The sequence below is a fragment of the Shewanella sp. HL-SH4 genome (assembly GCF_051164845.1).
In the GTDB taxonomy this organism is placed as follows: domain Bacteria; phylum Pseudomonadota; class Gammaproteobacteria; order Enterobacterales; family Shewanellaceae; genus Shewanella; species Shewanella glacialimarina.
In genome coordinates, this window is the sequence record NZ_CP195037.1 from 1,775,111 (window position 1) to 1,799,664 (window position 24,554).

The window sequence follows — 24,554 nt, forward strand, 5'->3', positions numbered from 1 at the left end:
ACTATATTTTTTTAAAAAGAGCCCTTAAATAGGCTAAATGGTCCAGTGAAAAAGTGAATTAGCACATAAATCGTCATTATTGCCTTACTTCTTCCCAGTAAATAATTCTATCATGGCCTCGATAACGACCAAAAAAAGCACTTGCCTGGGGGTTAACCAATAAATTGACCGAACTCGTGTCGTAATTCCAATACCATTGCAGCCAACTATCAACTTGCGCAGGTGCTTGCACTTGACCACGATAATTATTCGTACCTGTATTTTGCCAGAACAAGGTCATCTTCCCTACAGAAATATTAGTACTATTATTTGTTCTTGTTACCGTTTGACCTGCAACCTTAGTCGGAGTATAAATTTCTGCTCCAGATAAGCTGCCATTAATTACGCTGCAACTATCGCCAACATTGACAACCCACTGACCGCCGTTCCAATATTGTACATAGGTTGGCATGCGTAATATTTCATTTTCAGGTCCATAGGTATTATCCATAGTGACCCTGCCATGACGTAAATCCTGAGTAGTGATGCGTTTGGCACTGCAAGTATTTGATGGCGTAGTGCAATTGCCCGCTGTGTCTGCGCGCATGTCTGGATCGGCGACAAACGCAATATTAGTGTCATTATCAAAAACCTTCACGCCGATATCTAACGCGCTAAAAGGCCCATCAACATTAGGCGCCGTTGTGCGAGCAAATTTAGCACGATAACTTGCATCGACCGTAGCCACACCGGCAACCCATGACGCCGCATTGACAGGTAGGCTACTGAGGCGGTTTGACAGCTCAGTACCATTATTACTATTTTCGCCTACTAACTGAGCCGTCCCTTTTGCAAAGGCGGCTTGATAGTTTTTGGTCACACTCGAAAATATATTGTAAGCCGTAAGATTCATCGACAATGGGAAAGGCTGGTCCATATAACTAAACACGCCACAGGCTGGTAATACACTTACACCGCTCACCACAAATCTATCTGGTACAAAGCGGCCAATATTTGGTGATTGTGCTAAGGGAATATCATAAAAGCTGGAGCCTAAATAATTAGTAGGCGGTTTAGCCGAGAACTTAAATACCCCAACTTCACTGATTGATTGAGGCACAATACTAGTGTTGGTTGTTTGGGCCACTTGAGCATAACTTACGTTAGACACAGTCCCAAGCTCGCCACCTGAAGGCGCAACTATACTATGACCTAATATAATATTGCTGTGGGCATAGTTAGAGGTGTTGAGATTGTCACAGTAATTAGTATCACCATCAATTTGCCAAGCTTTACCTTGAATGAGTAAGTTAAATGATTCCCCGGCTTTTTTATACACATTACAACTGCTGTTGCCTGCTACACATTGGGCACCTGTATCCTGCGGCGTAATACATAAACCTACCGGAAAACTCACAAAGGGATCATTACCTAACATAATTAACCCTTGCTCATTACCCGTGCCGGTATATCTCGCATCGAGTTGAAGCTGGCCCGCATCAGGATAATTCACAGTAATTTTCGCCTTGCCTAAGGCATCAAATGCAAGTGCTATATTGGTTGCAGTCGCGCTTGTTTTACCCACATTGGTACCATTTACTGACACACTTTGGCCATTAATAGGCACTGAGGGGCTGGTATAAGTGCTCCAAAAAGCGACATTTTTAGACACATTGGCAAAACTTGGAATACATTGCTTGGTAATATCACTCTTTTTAACCGCACTAACCACTATGTCTGGCGCAGGTTTATTAGCTAACTTATCGGGCACATCAAAAATAAAACCACTGTCGGCAAACGTCAGTGTGCAATTAGCAGCAGATGCAGTACCGCCAGCAATACGGCATAAGGTCTGGCTGAAAGGTTTAGCACCAGGTGTTGAGCCAGTTACATCAACCACCACTGTGCCTACAGTATTGCGATTCAATTGCAGTGTAGTAGCGCCGCCACTAAAACTGACAACATTACCACCAACCCAGCCTCCGCCGCCAGTCACTGTGGCGGGACTTAGCGTGGCGGTAACAAAATCTGGTACTGTTTGACTACAATCGGCATTGGCACAAGCTTTAAGGGTTAATGTTTCAGGGCCACAGGTTAGCCCGCTGCCACTGTGGGTAAATTCAAAATGATCAATCACTACGCCAATCGGCCTTGAGTCCAGCGCACAAATTTCGACGTTGTCTATTTCATGGTTGTTAGTCGCCCCACCTGTAGAACCGGTCAAAGAGAGTAAGAAGTCTGCGGGCACAGCAGCCTGCGTACTAATAGCTGCGGCATTAAATGCGGGGATGATTTCAACAAAACCACTACCACTGTTCCGTTCAACTTTAACAATCGATTGACCAGCTATTTTCGAGTCAACGGTAATGCGGTAACGATGCGCAGGGGTCACATTATTATTATCCACCGTTGGACTAAGACAGCTTCCCCCCGTATTAGTGGTGCCATTATTACAAGAGCCGCGTAAGTAAGGATAACCTAGCGTGCCAGCCCCGGAACCTCGAACCGCGACAGACTGACGCCTTCTTCCTGGGCCACTTGGTCCGCCTTCAGTTGAAAAGTTACCATATTCATCAATACCAAACCCTAACCAGCCACCAGCAAAACCATTGACGTTCGACCTAGCACCATATCCCAAGGGTCCACCGTACGCGCCAGCCTGTGGGGTAACCGCTGCATCTGAAAGCACAAAGGCGATACCATCGGCGCCACTACCGCCATAGGCATAGTGATCAAATTCAATTTCAACGAGATTATTTGCTGCTGGAAATAAGCGTTGATAGGTTGAAGAGGTGGCTTGATTACCGGCCGCCTGAGTTACCCGCAAGCGATTGTTCACAATAGAAGGGGTAAAACCACCACCACTATTTGACACAACCCAGTCATTGCCCACACTGCTGCGCTGAAAGTCATCAGTAAAACATTGTCTCACTTTGGTTAAGCGCTCAATGGCAACAAAGCTATAATTTTCAAAAATGTGTCTTCTATCTGTATCTCGATAAGTATCCTCATCATTAACCATACTGACCAGGCTATTAGTTAATTGACAACGACGTAACCAACCGCCATCCCCCCCATTACGGCTATTTTTGCCTGCAACTAATACAGGGGGAACAGTGAATCCGATTAACGGTGTTGTGTCGCCACATTGGTAAGCAAGGTCTTGTATGCCACTTGCTGTGAAGGTTTGCGATTTACCAAAATGGTAATTGGTATTTTCACCTGCGAGCACCATTGCTCCGCTGCCTGATTTTAATGATAAATAACCAATGGTCTCATTCTGAATTTGGCTATTATTCAACCCCCCCGGTTGGCAGCGAGCGCTATTATCTCTTACTTCAGAAGTGTCTAATGCCAGTTCAATACCCGTCGAGGTAAATTGTGAGGTACTAGTAAACCAACAATTGTTATTGCGGGTTTGAATTTGATTCAGCAATACATCCTGGCTAGCAGGCAGCGTAACGGGTGTATAAGGTGAGTTAGACCCAAACAATGCTTGATTATAATTAACTGAACCGGCTATAAGCTTAGTGCCATTAGGTAAATCATAATTACCAGGGGTCACGGCTATCCAATGCACCTCTGGCATATTATTAGAAGGAATATATTGATTGGTGGGTGATTCAGGCTCTTGCTTTGACCAGGTAAAACCTTGTGCGGTCACATTACCAAGTAATGCTGACGCGGGACCATCATTATTACTATTACTGGTTGAAACCGTTGGCATTAGAAACACCAAGGGCTTAACACCCGTTGGAAAGGCAGTGGTAAAAGTAATGCTAGTTGTGGTTGCTTTGCCATATTGAATATGAAAAGGCACAGCCACTGAAGCATCATTAATTTGGCCATTTGAGTTAATAGTTAAATATCGCGATGTAACCCGACCATTAATAATTGAGTTATTATCAATGGTTAAGGTTTCATCACTATAAACACGCCCACCAATAATCGCTCCGGAAGTTAAACTCAGATTTTTATAGGCAATTAACTGTAACGAATGAGTATTGGTTTCGTTAATTTTAGCGCCGTTTAATTGAATGTTATTACCAATAAAAATGCGTGCATTTCCCTGTAATATTATCTGTGCATTTTGATTTAATGTTAAAGAATTTATCCAGTAGTCCCCTGCGGGGAAAACCAACTTAGCACCACTTCCGGCTTCTATAGACTGAAATCGATACTCTTGTTGGGTTGAAGAGAGGGTAACAGTACAGGCTGAATACAATGCAATTGAACTGAATTGATTTTGGCCAGTATTACCCAAACTAATATTTTGATTTGCGGTACAAGACCCTACACCACCACCAGCACCATTGCTGGTTTTAAATGCATTGTTGCCGTTTAAGCTCAAGCCTCGGATATCACTGCCTGTGACAGTACAAAAACGATCACCTCCAGAGGCGGTATCGCAGCTATTATTAGGTAAGCCTGAACCACTATTATTAGAGCAATAGGCCAGATCTGCCCCCAAAGTGCCGTTAATGCGAGAGCCCCCCTGCAGAGAGAGTTGCGGGCTAGAGATTTGATGACAACTATTATTGTTGTTTTGATGATGTCCTTGCGCCACTGCAGGCCAGGTCACTGATTCATCAACAACATCAAATGCAAATACGGTCGTAGCAAATAACGTCGTTATTACACCAACACAGGTAAAAATTCGCGATATCAATTTAATTCCCACGGGCTTCTACCTCTACTTGCCTTTGCACTCTTAAACAGTCAGTACTGCTGTTAGCGCCACAGGCTCCGGTTTCACACACGGCCTTACTGCTAATACGGTACTGAGTAAGGGAACTGACTGTAGCGCTATTACAGGTAATGGTGACACTGCAACCATGAAATCCAACCGCATTAGCAGGAGGTGTCCAGGTTGAACTCACATTGGTGCATAATGCAGTTGCGGCATTTAAAGGAAACAGTTGTGCTAACGCAGCATCGGCACCACTGTTGGCACTATTAAGTGCCCGTGCGCCCCATACTTCCATAGAAATAGAGGCATCAGAATCATCAACAATGCGCAGTAAACTTGCCGCGAGTAAAAACATCACTATTAGCACAAAAATACCAATCACTAACGCGCTGCCTTGTTGGTGTGATTTTATCGACAATTTAAGGAACATTGATCACCTGTACCTGATGCTGATATTTAAACGACTCACCATTGACACTAAACCTAGGTTCAATATGCACAATCGCATTAGTGACCAAACTGGATGGTGTTAAGATTATGGCGGGCTCAATTAATAAACTGTTGATAATATTTTGCGCCATTATCACCCTGTTGGCCATTGCTGCCGGGGCTGGCTGACTGTTTTGATAACCATAATTGGCGTAACGGGTTAAGTCTGAGGTGCCATTAGCTTGATTTTCAACACAATAGCTCACAGGTTGCGCGGTTAGATAAAGCCGCTTTAATGGCGAAGCTTCAGTAAATCGAATGGATGCGCCAAAGGTTAAGTCAACTTGATCGCCACTGGTGCTAACATTTGATATTAGAAATCGTTTTGCAGTACTGCCGGTTGGATTATAAATTTCACTTGCGGTTAGCGGATAAATAATCGCCCATTGCCCTGCTAAAATGGTTTGATTAATGACAATTGCACTCAGTGTATTACTTGTTGCAGCCGGTGCGATTGGTGCATTAACGTAGGATGTACTGGCAGTAACAGGAACAAATTCTATACACTGGTAGCTGCCATCTGCTGCTGTCAGTAAACGGGTTGAATTAGGCAGTGCGCTGCGTATCTCTCGAGTCATCCGCTCGACCCCAAAACGACTTTGGCTTAATACTTGATCCACCGCGCTCGATTCCACAAAAATACGCGTGCCAAAAATGACAAAGCTGCTAACACCAACCACAATTATGCCTAAAATAAGAATAACCACGACCATTTCTACAAGCGTAAAAGCGGCTTGTTTAGACCATTTCGATTGAGTAATCACTCGCATCAGTAATTACTCCTTACGGCTTGGTAAGTGATCACTTCATTACTGGGCGTAGTGACATTGACCGAAATCAGCTTAGCAGCCTGAGTGGTGGCATCAACGTACTTCACCTCAACACTCAGACCAAAATTAATATAAACAGCAGCATAGGTTTTGTTTGAGTTAAACATCAATGAATTGATATTCAATCCATTATAATCATCTACATCATTATAATTGTCACGAGTCTCACCATCAGGCCCTAAGGCTAAGACCGGAGAACCCAAGGCTGCAGAGCAAAGCAAGCCTAATGGACTATTACAAGCAGGCACTCCACCATTAGGATTGGTTTGTTGATCATAGCGTTTACCCCAAATCTCATTCATCACAGAATGGGCTAATTCAGCAGAGCGCATCCGGTGCAGTGACTCAACGGATCTATCGGCTTGGGGAAAAAACATCGATGTCATCATCACAATCGCGATGCTGATCACTAACATTCCCACCACTAATTCAATCAGTGAAAAGCCGGTGTTACGCCGATTAAGCGACGTTAGGTGCGAGCGCACTAAACACTGCAACGGCTGACTCAAACAACTCGAGTTATAAAGCATAAATATAACCCTCAGACTCAACCGCCACTTTTAAAATGTCATCGGCATTAATATTGAAACACGCACCAGTACAACTGGGTGATAACATTCGACCTAAACTATCAAAAGTGATGTTAAATGACTGGCTAGCCGATGCGACTAAACTGATGGAAGCGCCACCACTATAGTTTTGTACAGCCTCAGTGCGAATGAGTGTAGCGCAGCTATTACCTGCGCGAGCACTATAATGGCGTAACTGATAACCCGTTGCAGTAACATTGACCTCATAGCATCGGTCGGTGTTATTCAGTGCTCTTAATTGAGCTTGACGAAGCTCTGAAATAAATTCATTACGTAACGTGTATGCACTAAAACTCGAACTGGAAAAAAATCGCGGCAACACCACAACCGAGACAATACCAATCAGTATTATCGTGGTTACCAGCTCGACTAAAGTAAAGCCGTTTAGTCTTGATGTTGAACGATTTAAATCCATATTGCCCTTTCGATAAATTTAGCAAAAAAATAGCAATTAGCACTTGATAGTATGGCAAAATTTTTAAGTATTTGTCTGCCTATTTATAAGTGGATGCACAAACCATCTTTGATAGTAAATCGATTACAAAAAGGTACCGAAGCTAGTTAAGTGGCTCATGGCAACTTAGTATTGGCATGAGTAAAGAAGTTTTTTTACCCTTTTCTAGTTCATTTTTAGTAAAGGTTAATAGTAAGTCGTCTGTAAGATGATTAGTAGGCATTTTTTCAATAGCATCCAGCTGAACCGCCACGATAGTTCACCTTTGCGCTACCCGAATGACAGGTGTAAAAAAGCCTGCAAAAATGCAGGCTTTTTTACTAAACTCAATGTTATTTAGCAATCAGCTGCTGCAGCGCTAATAACATAAGTAGGCAATGTAGTCGCACTTGCTTCTGTGTAAGTAAGCTTACATGCAGCTGGAGCACCTTTCTGCCAAATTTCAACGGTTTTAGGCGTACCAGCGTTCGCTTTAATAATCCATTCAGCTGTTCCAGTTGTCGCCGTTGGTGCGCCATCGGCACCCGCGTCAAACACAACGTCTAATGCTTTCTGTAAATCAACCTGTAGTGCATTAGTATAGCCATACTGAGTAGTTATCGTAACGGGTACCGCTGTTGTGCCACCGATAGTCACCGTTTGAGCAGCCGCTTTTTCTTTTCCAGATAAAGCTGCTTTTGAATAAACTAAAGTATTGCCACCTTGAATAGCCGCTTTCATACCCGCTAGGGCTGACACTCGTGCATCACCTTGCAAGTTAATGAACTTAGGCGCGGCAGTAACCGCTAAAATACCTAAAATAATAATCACGACGACTAATTCAATTAGGGTGAAACCCTGTTGTTTTTGCATTAATTTTTGCATAGTAAGCCTCTCAAAATAAATAAAATAAATTCATGTCTGTTTAGCTGTTATTGTCTAATATAACTTAACAGCCAAATTAAAAATTAGTTGTTGGTAAACGACAATACCTGTCCTGTGCCTGGATTATATGTCACGCCTTTTGCGCCAGCTGTGCTTAAGTCAGGAGCGGGAGTGGCTATACCTGTGGTCTGATTTATCGTCAAAGATGCTATTTGGTGATAAACGCATAAATCAATACCGGCCACACTAGTGCCGTTTATCCCTGTAGCCGAACCGCCGACATTGTCTAATGCTCTAACCGTATAGCGCTGATCTCTTGCGTCTGCTGTATAAAGTAAATTACGCGGTGCACTTTGCAATACGCTATTAAATACTTCCTGGCAGGTTGCATCTGTCATAGAGGTCACGTCAGTATTGGTTGTTCCTGTGGGGAAACCAAAACGAGTATCTAAAGATACACTGGTTCCGTCTAAAATAACCGACGTATTACGACGACCATCGACCTCCCATTGTGCTCTCACAAAACCAACCGCAGTCGCTAAGCCACCCGACACACCGTCAACACTGGCATTTTCAGCATCTTCTGTCACGTTTAAAAAACGCGGAATAGCGGTTGCCGCAAGCAACCCAAGGATCACAATAACAATGACCAACTCGATTAATGAAAAGCCTTTTTGATTCAACTTCATAAGTTATACACTCTTTCAATTGTCCCATCGATTTATCTACACCTTAGCATTACACTAAAATTAAGATATCTCCACTGATATTAGCAGCTTATTGCAACTTGCTAAAATTTATTTACTTTCTATAGCTACTTTTTGAAAAAAAAGTACTTGTCCAGAGGTAAATTGATAATTGATATTAGCGGAATCTTCCGCGGTATATCGACATATTTTATCATTAGCATCATAGCTCACCTCAATGTCGGTTAATTGAGTCGCTAATAATTGATACCATAAACGTTTACATCCTGGAACATCTAAACTGTCGATCACCGGCCATCCTTTATCGGACAGGCTAATCCAATTATCTGTTGCAACAAACTGATTGCCTAACGTATCTACTAAACTTTGCGGTAAAACTTTAGCAGATGCTATAGCACTTTTATTGTCGGGTGCCTTGGGTGCCATGCTTGGCCAGTTAAGCAGTAGTTGTTTCGGTCTACCGCTTGATAGCCACTGGCTTTTTATCATTGTGGTGATATTAAGAAAACGCGTATGCTCAAGGGCTAAGCTTTTACCAGCAATAGCAGGCATGGCGTTAAAATATTTAATTCCTAAAACAGCCAAAACCAATAAAAATATGCTTATTGCTACTATACGACCATAGATTTTCAGTAAGTCATCATCAGCCTTTTGTTGTTTCAGCATAAATGTTCCTCACCTATTGAGGTCATTGATAATCTAGCCTTTAACCACATTGAGCATATCCCACATAGGGAGGTAAATACCTAAGGCGAGGATCAATACGATACAGGCAACAAAGCCAATTAATATAGGTTCTAGTTTAGCGGTGAGATTTTTTAAATCGTAATCAACCTCGCCCTCATAAAAATCAGCAGCGTCAGTTAATAGTTGGTCAATCTGCCCAGTTTCTTCACCAACGGCAACCATTTGCAACACTAATGGTGTAAACAACTTACTTTGATTCGACACTCTAAGCATGGATTCTCCAGACTCGATTCCTCGTCGCATACCTACAATTTTGTCATGCATGTAAGCATTATCTACCGCATCAGCAACGAGACTGAGCGCTTGTGTCATTGGTACACCTGCACTTAACATCATCGAAAAACTGCGGCAATAACGCGCCAGTGTCGAACGCTCAATGATTGAACCTACGGCAGGAATATGTAACTTCCATTTATCCCACTGCTTCTCGCCTTTTTCACTGTGCAACCAATAACGAATACCCACGATTATGCCAATTAAGCCGACTATCATATGTGGCCAAAAATTCACAAATAGACTAGAGGTTGCCATTAAAATTTTAGTTGCCCAGGGGAGTTCGGCACCAAAGCGTGAAAACATATCAGCAAACTTAGGGATAACCATGATATTAAGTATTACCATAGCAATAGCGATCGCAATTAACACAAACATGGGGTAGCGCATAGCCGATTTTATTCGACGACGAGTTTCCTGCTCACGTTCGATATAACCAGATAATTGAATAAAAGCATCTTCTAGCTTACCGGTATTCTCACCAACATGAACCATAGAAATAAATAAAGAATCGAATACATCTTGATGTTGATTCATCGCAGAAGACAAAGGTCTACCAGCGGTTAACTGCGATGATATATCATCCAATGCTTGTTTCATCCGCACTGAATGAGTGGTTTCCGACAGCCCTGCTATTGCCCTTAAAATAGGAATACCAGACCGAGTCAGCGAGTACATTTGCCGTGAAAAAATTTGTAACTCTTCCAATGACACTTTACTGCCAAACAAGCTAGTAATGGAGAATGTCTTTTGAGGCTTTACCACTCTTAGTTCTAACGGAATAATACCACGGCTCATCAAGGCGTCCGCGGCTGAGTTTTCATCCGCTGACTCCAGTTGCGCCGTCACTGACTGACCTTGCGCATTTCTACCTCGATAATGATAAGTGGGCATAATTACGCCTCAGCCGTTTGTTGGTTTATAACATCTTGTGATAACGCAATTGAAGATTCACTAACATCTTCAACCAACTTGGACACCTCTTCCATAGTTGTGGTGCCCTGAAATAAGTATTCCATCGCGGATTTAGCCAAAGGAACAAAATTAGGGCTTTTTAATGCTGCGCGGGCGAAATCCTGTGGATTACCTGTACGCATGGCATCAATCATATTCTCATCAAGTTCTAGTATTTCAAAAATACCGATACGACCTCGGTAACCTGAACCGCTACATGTTTGACAGCCCGTCCCTACTTTAAAGGTGGCCTGTGAAAAATCTTCTTTAGAAACACTTTTCAACCAACTGGTATCAGCTGGGGTTAATTGATAATCGACACTGCAATTATGGCACACTCTGCGCACAAGACGCTGGGCAATGATCACTCTTAAAGCACTGGCGACTAAATAACTGGCCGCGCCCATATCGAGCAAACGTAATGCACTGGTGACCGCATCATTAGTATGCAAAGTCGATAATACAAAGTGACCGGTTAATGCGCCTCGCAAACCAATTTCAACGGTTTCTTGGTCACGCATCTCGCCCACCATTATAATGTCAGGGTCTTGACGTAAGGTGGTGCGAAGCACGTTAGAGAAATCTAAACCAATCTTATGATTCACCTGCACCTGGTTAATGCGCGGTAATTGATATTCCACCGGGTCTTCTACTGTAATAATTTTACGGTCGGCTGTATTTAGCTCTCTTAAAATACCGTACAAAGTGGTGGTTTTACCGCTACCTGTTGGGCCTGTTACCAACAACATGCCATGGGGCCGTTTAATTTGTTTACGAATACGGGCAACAATGTGTGGCGGCATCCCGGTTTCATCTAGTGTGCGTAAACCTGCTGTTTGATCGAGTAGACGCATTACGACTGACTCACCATGATAAATGGGCATAGTAGACATACGAACATCAATTTTATGGCCCTTTATTTCCATGTGAAAGCGACCATCCTGGGGAAGACGTTTTTCAGAAATATCCAGTCCGGCCATCAGCTTTAAGCGCAACACTAAAGCGGAAGCAATATTGACTTCATTTAAAATATTTTCGTGCAGTTGTCCATCAACACGCTGGCGAATACGCAGTACTTTTTCACCCGGTTCAATATGAATATCTGAGGCGCGCATTTGCACTGCATCTTCAAATATTGATTGCAGTAACTTAACAACTGTTGTTTCGTTATCGCTGTCACCTTGGGTTAAATTTGCCAAATCGAACATGTCGTCAGCGGCATATTCTTCATCTAATTTACCGGCAATTTGCGCAATTTGATCTGTACGACGATATAAATTATCAAACGCGTCTAACAGCTGCTGTTCAGGTGCTACCGCAATTCTTAGTTGTTTAGGTGCAACAAGAATTTCCAAATTATCGATTGCTTGAAGGTCTGCAGGGTCACTCATTGCCACTAAGACACTATCGTGGTTGCTCTCAACCACAAGTGCACGATGTCGACGCGCCTGTACTTCTGGAAGAATATTAACCACTTCAGGGGTAATCGGCAGGCGACTAATATCTAAAAAGGGTAAGTTTAATTGCTGTGATAAAAACTGCAGTAATTGCGTTTCACTAATACTTTTTAAATCAATTAAGGTACGGCCGAGTTTTTTACCGGAACTACGTTGCTCTGCTAACGCTTGTTGAAGTTCAGCTTCCGAAATAATGTGTTCTTGGACTAAAAGATCACCTAAACGCATCTTTAACTTAGGTTTCATTGGTTTTCTCCTAGCTGCGCTAAACGCTGCTCAACAAATTTAATCGCAGTATTCGATAATCCTGGATAGCTTAATGCAGACCGATAAGCTTCGGCCGCTTTGACATATTGCTGCTGAGAATCTAATGCATAAGCTAATCCCATCCACCACCGAGCCTGCGTTGACTCAAGGGTTAACAGCGAGCGGTAAGCAGACTCAGCCAAACTATATTGACCTATTTTTTGGGCTACTTCACCTTGAAATACCCACTTATCTTTAACAAAGTGACTACTATCATCAATGTAGCCCAATGATTGCAAAGCGGCGCGATATTCTTGCAAAGCGTTTTCAATATTGGCTTTGATTAAATAAAATTCCCAGTGTGACGGAAACATACCTACGCCGCTTTCAAGTAATCTAATCGCGGTATTAGCATTATTTTGAGCGTAATAAATACTCACTAACTGTTTGCGCGCCGCATGTAAGCTAGGGTCGAGTATTATCGCTTCCAAATACCCGCTTGATGCATCACTTAAGCGTTTTTCTTTTTCTGCCGTTTGCGCCTTTTGAAATAACACCTTAGCTAATTGCGCCTTGGTCAGATTGACTTCAGTTACCTTCATATTACTCGCCACAGCTTGCTGACTTACTGGCCTATTACTGGCCTTTTGCTGCGGTGATTGTTGCTGTTGCGATGTTTGTTGTATTTGAGCTTGTATAGTCGAGTTAGCCTGCGCAGAGCTAGCCACTGCAGGTGCTTCACTCTCGGTTGTTATCGCGGTAGCTTGTACAATATCTGAGCTGGCAGTAACATTGACTGTATCTTGCAGCTCCAAAGTATCGGATTGCGGTGCTAACTCTGATAACTGGGCATCTTGCTTGGCCATAGTAGCCTCTGCTGGTTGCAGCTCGATATTTTGCCCATCTAAAATTTCTGCTGCAATAAAATGGCTGGCGGAGTCATTACCAAGCTCTGTAGATAACGCAAGTTGGGTTAATTGTTCGTCCGACATATCCTGCTTTTGGCTAGTTTCTTCAACTTGCTGGTTATCCGATGTTATCACTGGTGATACAGTTGAAGAAATAAGTGATTGTTCGGGTAAACTGGTATTGTTAGTCGATATTTCAGGCAAAAATTCTGCCGCATCCTCAAGCTGCTCACCTTGCTGAAGTAAACTATACCCAAACCACGCCATAGGAATAGTCAATGCCAGCACTAATAATCCTAAACGTGTTTTTTTTGGTTGTTCAACCTGACTGTTAAACTCTACTTGAGGACGAACAAATTGGCTTGCTGGTGCAGTATCTGCACTAGTCGCATTCTGCTGACGCTGCTCTAAATCTTGCAACATTTTATTAATTACGCTCATAACCACCCACTTATTCGTGCCAGCCAATGACCGCAACATGAAATCGAACTGAAATGTAATCCAACCAAAACACTTAACGCCACCCCGATGAAAACGAGTACTGGTTTAAGGGTAAATAATTGTGATGAGGACACAATACTCTTATTGGCATCTTCGGTATCGTTAATTGCCGCTTTACAATGTGCCAAGGTGACTTTGGTAGCCCCTTCTCCATAAGCAAGTAATAACGTTTTATGGGCGAGTATATTCACCAACCTAGGGATCCCGCGTGCGCCGGAGGCGATTAACTTTGATTCTTTAACGGCAAAAGTGGCCAGACCTTGGTAGCCTGCTATCGTGAGACGATGGTTCATATAGGCTTGAACCTCATCCCAATTTAATGGCCGTAAATGATAACTAAACGTAATCCGCTGTCTTAGCTGGCGTAAATTAGCCTGATTTAATCTGTCATCAAGCTCCTGCTGACCAAATAACACCACTTGCAATAACTTACGGCTTTCGGTTTCAAGGTTGGTAAATAATCGCAGTGCCTCCAAGCTTTCATCCGGTAAAGCTTGTGCTTCATCAATCACTAACACAACTTGAAAACCTTGATCGCTCAGTGCTAATAGCTTTTCATGTATCAACCGGGTCAATTGCTGTTGATCAAGTTTTTCGGCGACATCAATACCTAAATCTGCTGCCACCGCCCAACGTAATTCAGCTGGGGTTAAGTAAGGGTTCGGAATATAAGCACATTGAAACTGCGAAGGTAACTCATTCAATAATTTGCGACAAACTAAAGTCTTGCCAGTGCCAACTTCCCCTGTAACCTTTATAAATCCTTCACCGGTTTCCAGTGCCATTTGCAGCACTTGCAACGCTTCAACATGTGGCGTTAGTCCAAAAAAGAACCCGGTGTTCGGCGTCAATGTGAAAGGTAACTGCCGTAAACCAAAGTGTTGCAAATACATAACTGCTAATTCCTGATCAGCCAAAGGTTACTGCTGAGTCGGATACCAACGCTCAATAAGATCCTGCGAACGTTTTAGCTCATTTGCCCAGGTATCATCACCCACCACGGTAGGTTTTAGCATAATAATTAATTCGGTTTTTCTGGTTGAACTGCTGCGATTTGTAAATGCTTCACCTATAAAGGGAATATCTCCCAATAGCGGCACTTTAGATACAATTTCGATATTATCGCTCTTCATTAAACCACCAATAACTACCACATCGCCCGATGCCGCTTTAATCACAGTGTCAGATTCGCGAATTTCGCTTTGTGCTAGAGGTAATTCTAAGGTGGAATCACTGATTTTAATTAATTTAGTTTGCTCTTTCACATCTATAACTGATGGGTGGACATGTAATAACACATTGCCATCATCATCAATTTGCGGAGTGACATCTAACGCAATGCCAGAAAAGAAAGGCGTTAATTCAACCTGTGGAGTAGTCACTGGTGTGGTGCCTGCAACAGTGGTTGATGACACATCGGTGACAAAATACTCATCACTACCCACTTTTATAACCGCTTTTTGGTTATTAGAAGCGGTCACCCTTGGGCTTGATAACACATTGACGTCACCTTGCGTATCTAGCAGGCTAATCATCGCAGCAAAATCGGTACCTTTGACATTAATTGAGGTCACGCCACCAACTACACTGGTAATAGCATTACTTAATCCCTGACCTGCGCCAGTGCCAAAATCAATGTTAGTACTACCAACATGACCCATGACATTTTCCCATTGAATACCTTGCTGATAACCATCAGATAAGGTCACTTCAATAATTTTAGCTTCTAAAATCACCTGTCGATGTAAATGAGTTTCTGCTTTTTCGATAAAATAGCGTACCTGGCGTAACTCATTTGGAAATGCACGAATCGTCACTAAGCCAGCCTGCGGAGTTACAACCACTTGGCGTCCGCCGCCAGTTTCCCCGATAATAGCGGTTAGGGTTTCTTTTAGTTCACCCCAAAAATCAGTTTTAGTTCTGGAACGGATAAATGTACCATTTGTATTATCGCTGCTATTACTATTACTGCTGTCGTTATTACTGTTGTTACTCGAGCTACTGTTGTTACCTGAATTAGAATTACTGTTATTACTCGAATTTGAACTATTGTCGTTATCAGAAATACGACCTGAACTGACTGAAGTTAACGATAACCCCTCACGTTCCATATATAAGTAATTCAATGAGAAGGTCTCTGTACGCATTCCAGAAGGGAAAACACGTAATATCCGGCCTTCTCGACTCACTTCATAGCCATAAATGTCTTCAACAACCTGGATTGCTTCGGCTAAAGTGACACCCTTTAAAGACAGTGAAATACTGCCTTGTACTTCGGGGTGCACAGCAACACTGAGTGGCGTACCTTCAACTAATGAAGGAAAAAAGACTCTTGCATCAACCTCATGCGCTGAAACATCAAATCGACGCTCTGCTGGAAGCGGCGGCATTGAAGCGCCAATACTGTTTTGACCATTAAGCTCACGTTGCACATCAGCGGGCATGGCAGCAGGAGGAGGCATAACCAATTTGGGCGCTTGCGCTTGCGTTAATGACTCATTAATTGATTGTTTTGATTCAGTTGGATCTGGACGATTGGTGGTTTGACATGCCATCAAACTTAATGCCAACAGAGGGGTGATATAGTTAATCGATTTCATTGTTATTATTGTCCTATCTCTCTGTTACCGACTGGAATAGTTGAAGTTTACGACCATCAGACAAGCTTACCTGGCTTTTACCAATTGCCACAATACGTACTCCTTGTACCCTATCACCAACTTTCATAATTTTATTATTTATCACCGCAAACGAAGATGCGCCATTAATGACGCTACTTAGCACTAACCTTTCTGTCGCATCCGCTATAACGACGGCTTGATAACTCGCGCTTGGTAAAGTCGGATCACGCAATGTCTGCCCATGGGCGGCAAAAACCACCAATGAAAGCAAGCTGCTCATAACGTAAGGATTAATCTTGTTTAGCAACACTGATAAAGTCCTTATTAATGCTTAATGTATATAACTCTAATTCGACATTTGCTGTAGGGTGTTTAGCAACTTGATAATCTAAACGCTTCCAATAAAGCTTATCTGGCATAGATTCAACCGCTTTAACAAAATTCAAAATAGCAAAATAATCGCCCTCAATTTGCAGCTTGATCCCATGGCTGTATAGGTTCATCTGATGCTGCTCGTCCTCACCCACTTGTAAAAGTGCAATTGGGGCAATAGAGCTAAATGAAATTAGCTTGATGCCTTTATCATTTGATAACAGATTAGCCAATACAGTGGGCATATAATCTGCTGGCACCATATCAACCATTTGCGCATCTAGCTCTGCATCAACTACACGCATCTGCTCATTAATTAATGTCAGCCTTTGCTGATAATCTGCATTGGGATCTAACATCAACCTTTGTTGATATAACTCAATCTGCTGTTCAATAATGGAGGTTTCTTGCGCAACGCTATGCAATTGATTATCTAGTTGGGTTATTTTCATCCAACTACCATCGAGTGGCAAAAAAGCCAGCATACCAATAACGATAAACGTTGCCGCAGCAATTAATACTCGTTCACGTTGAGTCAACTGATTAAATTTTTGCTCAATTAACTGCCACTTTTGTTTCATTGAGCCATCTCCTTACTCACCACAGGCATGCTGGTAAGCTTAAAGGCCAAAGGCTGATCTTCGCCTCGATCCATCGTCATAGTGGCAAAGGCAAAACCCTTAAGTGTGTCAGCCGAATTAAGTCGCTCAATCCATCTCGGAATGCTAGAGGGTTGCAGCCCAAAACCTTCAAATTCAATCTGGGTTTGATTAAAATAAATTCGACTCAACCAAACTGATGCGTCAGATACCACTGCCAAGTCAGTTAAAATAGGAGAATAACCTTGACTAATCAAAGCTGTGCGCTGCTCTAGTTCATTCTTAAGCAAGCGCTTTAACACTAAACGTTGCTCCTCAAGCTCAACACGGGCGACTAAATCACGATCGGGAACACGTTGAGCAACCTGTTGTTCTAAGTTGTTTTTGTTTTCGATTAACATTTGCTGCTGAGCATTAGCCTGCTGCAATTCATGCTGCATATTATTCAATTGATGCCAGGCAAGGCCATATAAAAGTATGCTTACACTCAGTAACACTGCTAGGGCTGTCATTAACCTAGTAAAGTTTAACCTTTGCTTGGGAGGTAAAAGCGAAGCGGTATAGAGATTAATTCTGCTTTTAATCACACTTCACTCCTTGATAGTTCTACAAAGGCTAATTTGGCCAAATAAGCTGCAACACCTTGATGTTCGACCATAGTAACTGCTTGATTAAAGTTAGCAGCAACTAGCTTAGTCAGAGCAGCTTGCTTACCCTCTGTCAGCAAGTTAATCGCAGCAACCGGCGCCTGGCGCAGCTGACTTTCGAAATAGTCCATTGAGCGCTGTATTTCTAAACTTAAGTTATCTGCCAACCCAGCACTCAAGTCTTGTTCTTTAACATCTTGCAACTCGTTAAAACCACGTACACGGCGTTGCATTAAAGATTCACCCGCTTTAATGACTGTGAATAACAACTCCTGGTGAGGTAAATGTGTTACTAACATGTGGGCCATATTATCTGCGTCAAATATGTGAGTTAACACTAACTCTTCAATGGTAATACCCGCAATGGTAAAACCAAGTTCTTCACACGCACTCGCAATAGCGACAAGTTTATCTCGAGCGACAACAACGACATTGATTTTAGTGTTAGCGGAAACTGACGATTCAAAATAATCGAGATGAATATTGGCAACAGGTTCGGACACCATGTCTTTAACAGTCCAAATTAATGCTTGGTTAATTTCGGCTGGTTCAACATTAGGTTTTTCGGCTTGCAGTGATTGATAATGGCTAGCTGACATAACTATTTGCACAGTAGCCGTACCAAACTTTTGTTTTATATCGTTAAAAGTTTCGTTCCAGTTCTGTTTTGTTAATGGAAATTTGGTGTACGATTCGGCTTGACCTGACATTTCACTTTGATAGACCCACACTGAGTCAGTGTCGACAAACACGCCCAATTTAGCGGAAGCCTCTGCTGTACGCCAAAAAGCCAATTTATTAACAAAACCACTATTCATCTAAAAACCTTTTTGCGTGTTAAATGGTGTCGATCCCCAACATACTTATTGAGTCTTAAAAAAGTCAATCTAACTCGAATTAAGTGTTGGCGTCGAATCGTGTGTTTACATCCATTTAAACTTTTGACGATACGGCTTTTGAGTACAAATATTAACCGCTAACATTAATTTAACCATAACTGTTAACTAAAACTAAAAACATGGCATTATCCATGATGAACTTCTTCGATACTTTAGCTGCTAATATTTTCTATTTTATAGAAAAATACTAAAAATAGCCCTATTTAGATAAGATAGATTGTCACGCTAAGATAAACAAGTTTTTCACGATATTTGATAACATATAAGTTTACTTACTCATCACCTTTGCCAGACCATAGCATCACCCAAGAACGGCCCCTGGGCGGCACTAACGCCTAATATTTTCAATGTTTGCCACTCTTCAAACATTTCAACTCCTTCCGCTATGACCTGCGCCTTCGAACGTAACAGACCACCAATAAGGCTACGGATATACAACTGATTTTCAGGTCGCTCATGCACCTGACGAATAATTGAACGATCTAATTTTACAAAATCAAAATCTTGGTTTTGAATATATTGTGTGCCAACTACTTGTTTACCTACATGATCTACACTCAATTTAGCGCCTATTTTAGATAACATAGTGAGCGTTTTAGCTAATTGTGGATGTTGCTGATGCTTAATAAAAATATCTTCGGACACTTCAAAAATCAACCTTGCTGCCAATGGCCTGTGCTCAAGCAAAGTAGACTGGATCCAACGAATAAAAGCACGGCTTGTTAGCGTGTCCATACTTAAATTAACACTATAGGTAAGTGTATTGTTTTGCATTAAACCAAATAATACTTTCTCAATAACCTGCCTTTCTATCTGCGGCATCAAGCCACACTTATTGGCCATTGGGATAAATAGTGTTGCTCTTACCTCATTATTCTTATTATCTTTAACACGGCTAAATACTTCATAATGTAGCAGGCTATTATCACTATCCAGCACAGCCTGGGTCATTACAATAAAACGCTTTTGAACGAGTGCATTTTCTAAAAAACTGCGCCACCTAACCGACCCTTTAGCAATTTCGTGGTCCACCGCACCTTTATCGTACATAAACCATGTATTAATTCTTTGCAGCTGAGCAGCGCGCAGCGCCATTTCGGCTTCTTCAATGATTAATAATGGCTGATCTCCAGCTTTATAAAATGCACCACCAAAATGAAGATAGTTGTCGTGGTTGACTATATGGTGATGATCTACCAATAAGCAGTTTCTTAATAATCTGTCAGCCAATAAGTCGGCTTCATCTAACGATAATTGAGGGATCACGATAATAAACTGCAACAGTGTTTTACGTGCAAAAATCACCTCACTGTGCTCATTAATCAACGGCGAAATAGTGGCAACTATTTGGGTTAAAAATATCCGATCGGCTTCAATATCAGCCTTAACATCCATTAATGCATCATCATTGAATTCAAGTAGAAATATCACCCCATGGGCCACCATTTTATTATCATGGCTTAACGCATCAATACGATTATCAAAATACAGCCTATTACCAATATTAGTTATCGGGTCTAGAAAAGTATTGGATCGAATAAATTGATCTAATCTGCCACGCTCTTGTTTGGCATCATCCAATTCATCAAGTAAGCGAGATATAGCGCGATTAATTAGCCGCGGACGTCCATTAGTTGCTTGTGATTTTGCAGCATTAATATCACCGTCTAAAATTAATTTACTCCGCAGTGCAAGTTGCTCGATACCCTCTAACTCATGGCTAATCCACCTTAAACCGTATCGCACAAACACCCCAATGGCACCAAGTCCGATTAACAGAATCAATGTTTCATACCACCCCAGCTGATATGCGCTAAAAGGAGGAGGTACCGCAAGCGTCATACTAAGACCACTATCGGCGTCAATAACATGTTGATATAAATTGAGGTTTGAATAAGGAGTACGGGGGTGATCTGCTTGATAAGTAAATAAGACTTTATCACCAAGACTCAATTGAAAATGTTCGGCATGGTAGGCTTTTAATACGGCCGGCAACCATGTATCTAACTGGCGCTCACTATGTTGTTTATAGTGGACCACAATCATAGATTCCAGTTCAGTGACCTTACTTTGTTGAAAACGGTAGGTCAGCTGAATAAAGCTCATTAAAGCACAAAGTAAAAAAACAAAGGCGACGGCAGCCAAAGACACCAACCAAAAACTGGTCAATTTTTTTGTGAGAATTTGAGTAAGCTTCATTTATCCGCTTCCTGCTGGATTTTTATTCTTTGATAAGTATACATAATCTAAAGGAAATATTTTGCTTTATCCCGATACATTGTTGAAATCAGCAAAAAGGGGCTTAAGCCCCTTGATATAAAGTGATATTCACCTCGATGACCATTTTTATCCGATAAATTAATACGCTGGTACTTTGTTTATTTTAGCGACACCGGAATCAATCGCAGCTTGTGCTACGGCGCGAGCGACATTAACCAGCAACCTTGGATCCATTGGCTTAGGTAAAACATATTCAGGCCCAAAGCTAAGGGACTTAACATTCGGATAGGCAGCTAAAACCTCACTAGGCACAGCTTCTTTGGCTAAATCAGCAATGGCATAAACCGCTGCCAGTTTCATTTCATCATTAATCACTGCTGCACGGACATCTAAAGCACCGCGAAAAATAAACGGAAAGCAAAGCACATTATTAACTTGATTTGGATAGTCACTGCGACCAGTGCCCATGATCAAATCCTGGCGAATATTGTGGGCAATTTCCGGTTTAATTTCAGGGTCAGGATTTGAACAAGCGAAAATAATTGGATTAGGCGCCATAAGCTTCACATCTTCTTCGGTCAGCAAATCGGCTCCAGATAAGCCTAAGAATGCATCGGCCCCCTCAATCACATCTTTCAAAGTGCGTTTGTCAGTGTTATTGGCAAACAATGCTTTATATTCATTTAAATCTTCACGACGAGTATGAATAACACCTTGGCGATCCAACATATAGATGTTTTCACGTAAAGCACCGCATTTTACTATCATGGTCATACAGGCAATCGCGGCCGCGCCAGCACCAAGGCAGACAAATATCGCATCTTTAATATTCTTCCCTTGAATCTCAAGTGAGTTCAGCATGCCTGCAGCAGTTACAATTGCAGTGCCATGTTGATCATCATGAAATACCGGAATATTACAGCGGGCAATTAATTCTTTTTCAATTTCAAAACACTCGGGGGCTTTAATATCTTCAAGGTTAATACCGCCAAAAGTATCCGCAATAGCCGCTACGGTATTAATAAATTCTTCTGGTGTATTGTGAGTCACCTCGATATCAGTAGAGTCAATATTAGCAAAGCGCTTAAATAATAAAGATTTACCTTCCATCACAGGCTTTGAAGCCAAAGGACCTAGATTTCCTAGTCCTAAAATTGCGGTACCGTTGGTAATAACCGCAACGGTATTACCTTTATTAGTATATCGATAAGCATTCTCAGGGTTGGCTGCAATTTCACGCACAGGTTCTGCAACACCAGGGCTGTACGCCAGTGCTAAATCATGACTTGATTGTGCGGGTGTGGTTAAACAAACGGCAGTTTTGCCAGGTACGGGAAATTCATGATAATCGAGGGCTTGTTGGCGAATATCTGACATTTTATCAATCCTGAATGGCTATTGTTGTGAACAGTTATCTTATAAATGCTGGTTTATTCAGCATCGAAGAACCCTAACAATACGCTAATCTAAAGTGGATATAAATCAAAAAATCAAACTTTCACCACACATCTTACCATTACAGTACCTAAGCCATTTAATAATAACTTATCATTTATGAACTTTTAAAAATCAACAAGTTAAAAGTGTAGTAAAATAACAAACATTTAATCAATTAACGCTTAAATTGTCACTAAACCCAATAAAATGTTAGTAAATATAACAACAATACCGGCTAAGTAAACTAAGCTATTGTTTATAACAAAATGATCTTGGGGAAGAGTTATCACGTGAAGATAAATGATTTTCAAAAACAAAAAAGGCGCCTAAGGCGCCTTTGTCATAATTGCACAAGCAATTACTTTTTACCAAGTGCGCCGAAACGCTTGTTGAACTTGTCAATACGACCACCGGTATCAACAATTTTCTGAGTACCAGTATAGAATGGGTGACATGCACCACATACGTCCAAGTGCAAGCTTTTGCCTACAGTTGAATTTACTTTGATGATGTTGCCACAAGTACAAGTTGCGGTAATTTCTGCGTACTCTGGGTGAATACCTGTTTTCATGGGGGTTACCTTAAATTGAAGGCCATGTCGCTATCTCAACCCGAAGTTGGACACCACATGCAGTTAATAACAATATGTTTTAGGCGCAAGATAATACAGCTTCTACACTTTGCACACAAGCGGTTATTTTCACCGCAGTGCACTGGAGACCAAACGATGTTAATTTATTACTAGTTTGCTTGCTGCTTAGCAACCAATTCATCAAACTTTAGCTTATCTGCCTGGGCATTTTGATATTGCTTTAAAATATCCTCAGATGGGCAATCCAATGTAGCATCGGCTCTTAACTGTTGAATATTCTGCCCCGAAAATGCACTAGGATTGACCTCATATATCGCTAATATCGCGCCAAATATACTCGTATTCCATTGCTTATGGTTCGCCGTTGCAACACTCCACAGGCTGTCTTGAGGTAGCTTATTGATGACGCATTCAGATATTAAGTATGGCTCATCTGCTACTGGCTCATTGTCACTCACCCCAATGCTGACAATCTCATCTTCAATTGTTTCAATAACTTCAATAGCTTCAATAGCTTCAATAGCTTCAATAGCTTCAATAGCTTCAGGGAGTGCAGTGACTTCACTTGCTTTAACCCTTTGCGACTGTTGATCATCAGACTGTACCATTTCAACCTGGGCATTAACGTTATTATGCTCAGCTTTGGGTATTTCCCCCGCCACTAACGCATCAAACGACAACTTATCTTGATTCGGACTTTGGAACTGAGCAAGCATCTCACCAGAGGGGCAATTCAGCTTACTATCAGCCTTTAACTTTTGAATATTATGATCAATAAAAGCATCTGGATTAGTTTCATAAATAGCAATCATGGCACCAAACACATTGGTTCCCCATTGTTTTGCATTACTTATACCCAACTTCCATAAGGTATCTTCGACAGATTTATTAATTATACAGTCAGATTGACTCGCGTCTGCTGACGATGAATACCTATTACTGGTACTTGATGAGGTACTAGCTATTGATGAGCTGTAACGACTCTCTGGCTTGGCTTGTGGTTGTGCCACAACATTTTGATGGCGTTGCTTATAAGCTGTCGAAGACTTCATGGTTTTAATCGCTACCGGCTTATCCGCTTGATGACTCGCTGTTTGCTTCCCCAAATCGCCTTTAAATAAGCTTACCGGTGAATATTGCTGCCATTTACCACTGCGATACTCAGATACTATCAGTGAAGAATTAGGGTCAATAATTTTTTCTTCGCCGCGTAAAATAAAAGTATTTTGCTTATGGTCATCAACAATTAACTTCTCTAACACTATAGTATTTTTATATTTTTGACGTATGTAAAAGGTGAGTAGTGAGAGGTCATTATGGTCACTGACCACATTAACATTTAGTTTGGGTAACTCACCAGCTTCAAAGTCCATGGCTTCGATACCGATATGACTTACATCAGCGACTGCAGGTTGAGTGAATACGCTAGCCGCAAATGCCGCTAAAGCGATACATACCTGAAAGGCTTTCATTTATTA

At 41.7% G+C, this 24,554-nt stretch carries 21 protein-coding genes; all 21 read right to left on the reverse strand.

The genetic code is table 11. From position 1 onward, the window contains the following. Nucleotides 1-76 precede the first annotated feature (76 nt). Entirely contained in the window at nucleotides 77-4,660 is a 4,584-nt protein-coding gene (locus ACRWQL_RS08705) for a DUF6701 domain-containing protein (RefSeq protein ID WP_434953118.1), read from the reverse strand. Continuing rightward, a complete protein-coding gene (locus tag ACRWQL_RS08710; protein ID WP_434953119.1) occupies nucleotides 4,650-5,099 on the reverse strand; it encodes an MSHA biogenesis protein MshP in 450 nt (149 codons plus the stop codon). The genes ACRWQL_RS08705 and ACRWQL_RS08710 overlap by 11 nt, the downstream gene beginning before the upstream one ends. Next, complete coding sequence (locus tag ACRWQL_RS08715) at nucleotides 5,089-5,928, reverse strand: PilW family protein (protein WP_434953120.1); 840 nt, start codon at nucleotides 5,926-5,928, stop codon at nucleotides 5,089-5,091. The genes ACRWQL_RS08710 and ACRWQL_RS08715 overlap by 11 nt, the downstream gene beginning before the upstream one ends. Continuing rightward, a complete protein-coding gene (locus ACRWQL_RS08720; RefSeq protein ID WP_434953121.1) occupies nucleotides 5,928-6,518 on the reverse strand; it encodes a type IV pilus modification PilV family protein in 591 nt (196 codons plus the stop codon). The genes ACRWQL_RS08715 and ACRWQL_RS08720 overlap by 1 nt, the downstream gene beginning before the upstream one ends. Continuing rightward, complete coding sequence (locus ACRWQL_RS08725; RefSeq protein WP_434953123.1) at nucleotides 6,508-6,993, reverse strand: type II secretion system protein; 486 nt, start codon at nucleotides 6,991-6,993, stop codon at nucleotides 6,508-6,510. Before ACRWQL_RS08725 ends, ACRWQL_RS08720 begins: the two co-directional genes overlap by 11 nt. A gap of 375 nt (nucleotides 6,994-7,368) precedes the next feature. Continuing rightward, nucleotides 7,369-7,884, reverse strand: coding sequence for a type II secretion system protein (locus ACRWQL_RS08730; protein WP_434953355.1), 516 nt, complete (start codon nucleotides 7,882-7,884; stop codon nucleotides 7,369-7,371). A 95-nt stretch (nucleotides 7,885-7,979) separates the two neighbouring features. Continuing rightward, nucleotides 7,980-8,585 (reverse strand): pilin, encoded by a 606-nt coding sequence (locus ACRWQL_RS08735; protein ID WP_434953125.1) that lies wholly within the window; start codon nucleotides 8,583-8,585, stop codon nucleotides 7,980-7,982. A gap of 108 nt (nucleotides 8,586-8,693) precedes the next feature. After that, nucleotides 8,694-9,269 (reverse strand): hypothetical protein, encoded by a 576-nt coding sequence (locus ACRWQL_RS08740; protein ID WP_434953126.1) that lies wholly within the window; start codon nucleotides 9,267-9,269, stop codon nucleotides 8,694-8,696. A 33-nt stretch (nucleotides 9,270-9,302) separates the two neighbouring features. After that, complete coding sequence (locus tag ACRWQL_RS08745; RefSeq protein WP_434927943.1) at nucleotides 9,303-10,517, reverse strand: type II secretion system F family protein; 1,215 nt, start codon at nucleotides 10,515-10,517, stop codon at nucleotides 9,303-9,305. Nucleotides 10,518-10,519: 2 nt separating this feature from the next. Next, a complete protein-coding gene (locus ACRWQL_RS08750) occupies nucleotides 10,520-12,280 on the reverse strand; it encodes a GspE/PulE family protein (protein ID WP_434927942.1) in 1,761 nt (586 codons plus the stop codon). Next, a complete protein-coding gene (locus ACRWQL_RS08755) occupies nucleotides 12,277-13,629 on the reverse strand; it encodes a tetratricopeptide repeat protein (protein ID WP_434953127.1) in 1,353 nt (450 codons plus the stop codon). The genes ACRWQL_RS08750 and ACRWQL_RS08755 overlap by 4 nt, the downstream gene beginning before the upstream one ends. Continuing rightward, complete coding sequence (locus ACRWQL_RS08760; protein WP_434953128.1) at nucleotides 13,626-14,582, reverse strand: ExeA family protein; 957 nt, start codon at nucleotides 14,580-14,582, stop codon at nucleotides 13,626-13,628. The genes ACRWQL_RS08755 and ACRWQL_RS08760 overlap by 4 nt, the downstream gene beginning before the upstream one ends. Before the next feature lie 27 nt (nucleotides 14,583-14,609). Continuing rightward, nucleotides 14,610-16,289 (reverse strand): pilus (MSHA type) biogenesis protein MshL, encoded by a 1,680-nt coding sequence (mshL, locus tag ACRWQL_RS08765; RefSeq protein ID WP_434953129.1) that lies wholly within the window; start codon nucleotides 16,287-16,289, stop codon nucleotides 14,610-14,612. A gap of 13 nt (nucleotides 16,290-16,302) precedes the next feature. Further along, nucleotides 16,303-16,620 (reverse strand): MSHA biogenesis protein MshK, encoded by a 318-nt coding sequence (locus tag ACRWQL_RS08770; RefSeq protein ID WP_434927936.1) that lies wholly within the window; start codon nucleotides 16,618-16,620, stop codon nucleotides 16,303-16,305. Then, nucleotides 16,601-17,263 carry an MSHA biogenesis protein MshJ gene (locus ACRWQL_RS08775; RefSeq protein WP_434927935.1) on the reverse strand — a complete coding sequence of 221 codons (663 nt, stop codon included), beginning with the start codon at nucleotides 17,261-17,263 and terminating at the stop codon, nucleotides 16,601-16,603. Before ACRWQL_RS08775 ends, ACRWQL_RS08770 begins: the two co-directional genes overlap by 20 nt. After that, the gene (locus ACRWQL_RS08780) at nucleotides 17,260-17,868 is read right to left on the reverse strand and encodes a fimbrial assembly protein (protein ID WP_434953130.1); all 609 of its coding nucleotides are present in this window, start codon (nucleotides 17,866-17,868) and stop codon (nucleotides 17,260-17,262) included. Before ACRWQL_RS08780 ends, ACRWQL_RS08775 begins: the two co-directional genes overlap by 4 nt. Continuing rightward, nucleotides 17,865-18,746: a biogenesis protein MshI gene (locus ACRWQL_RS08785; RefSeq protein WP_434953132.1), complete on the reverse strand. Its 882-nt coding sequence runs from the start codon at nucleotides 18,744-18,746 to the stop codon at nucleotides 17,865-17,867. The genes ACRWQL_RS08780 and ACRWQL_RS08785 overlap by 4 nt, the downstream gene beginning before the upstream one ends. Before the next feature lie 360 nt (nucleotides 18,747-19,106). Next, nucleotides 19,107-21,026 carry an RNase E specificity factor CsrD gene (csrD, locus tag ACRWQL_RS08790; RefSeq protein WP_434953133.1) on the reverse strand — a complete coding sequence of 640 codons (1,920 nt, stop codon included), beginning with the start codon at nucleotides 21,024-21,026 and terminating at the stop codon, nucleotides 19,107-19,109. 159 nt (nucleotides 21,027-21,185) lie between these two features. After that, nucleotides 21,186-22,424 carry a malic enzyme-like NAD(P)-binding protein gene (locus ACRWQL_RS08795; RefSeq protein ID WP_434939735.1) on the reverse strand — a complete coding sequence of 413 codons (1,239 nt, stop codon included), beginning with the start codon at nucleotides 22,422-22,424 and terminating at the stop codon, nucleotides 21,186-21,188. 418 nt (nucleotides 22,425-22,842) lie between these two features. Then, nucleotides 22,843-23,055, reverse strand: a complete 213-nt coding sequence (gene rpmE, locus ACRWQL_RS08800) for a 50S ribosomal protein L31 (protein ID WP_226411727.1) — start codon at nucleotides 23,053-23,055, stop codon at nucleotides 22,843-22,845. A 170-nt stretch (nucleotides 23,056-23,225) separates the two neighbouring features. Then, nucleotides 23,226-24,548: a FimV/HubP family polar landmark protein gene (locus tag ACRWQL_RS08805; RefSeq protein WP_434953134.1), complete on the reverse strand. Its 1,323-nt coding sequence runs from the start codon at nucleotides 24,546-24,548 to the stop codon at nucleotides 23,226-23,228. Between the last annotated feature and the right edge of the window lie 6 nt (nucleotides 24,549-24,554).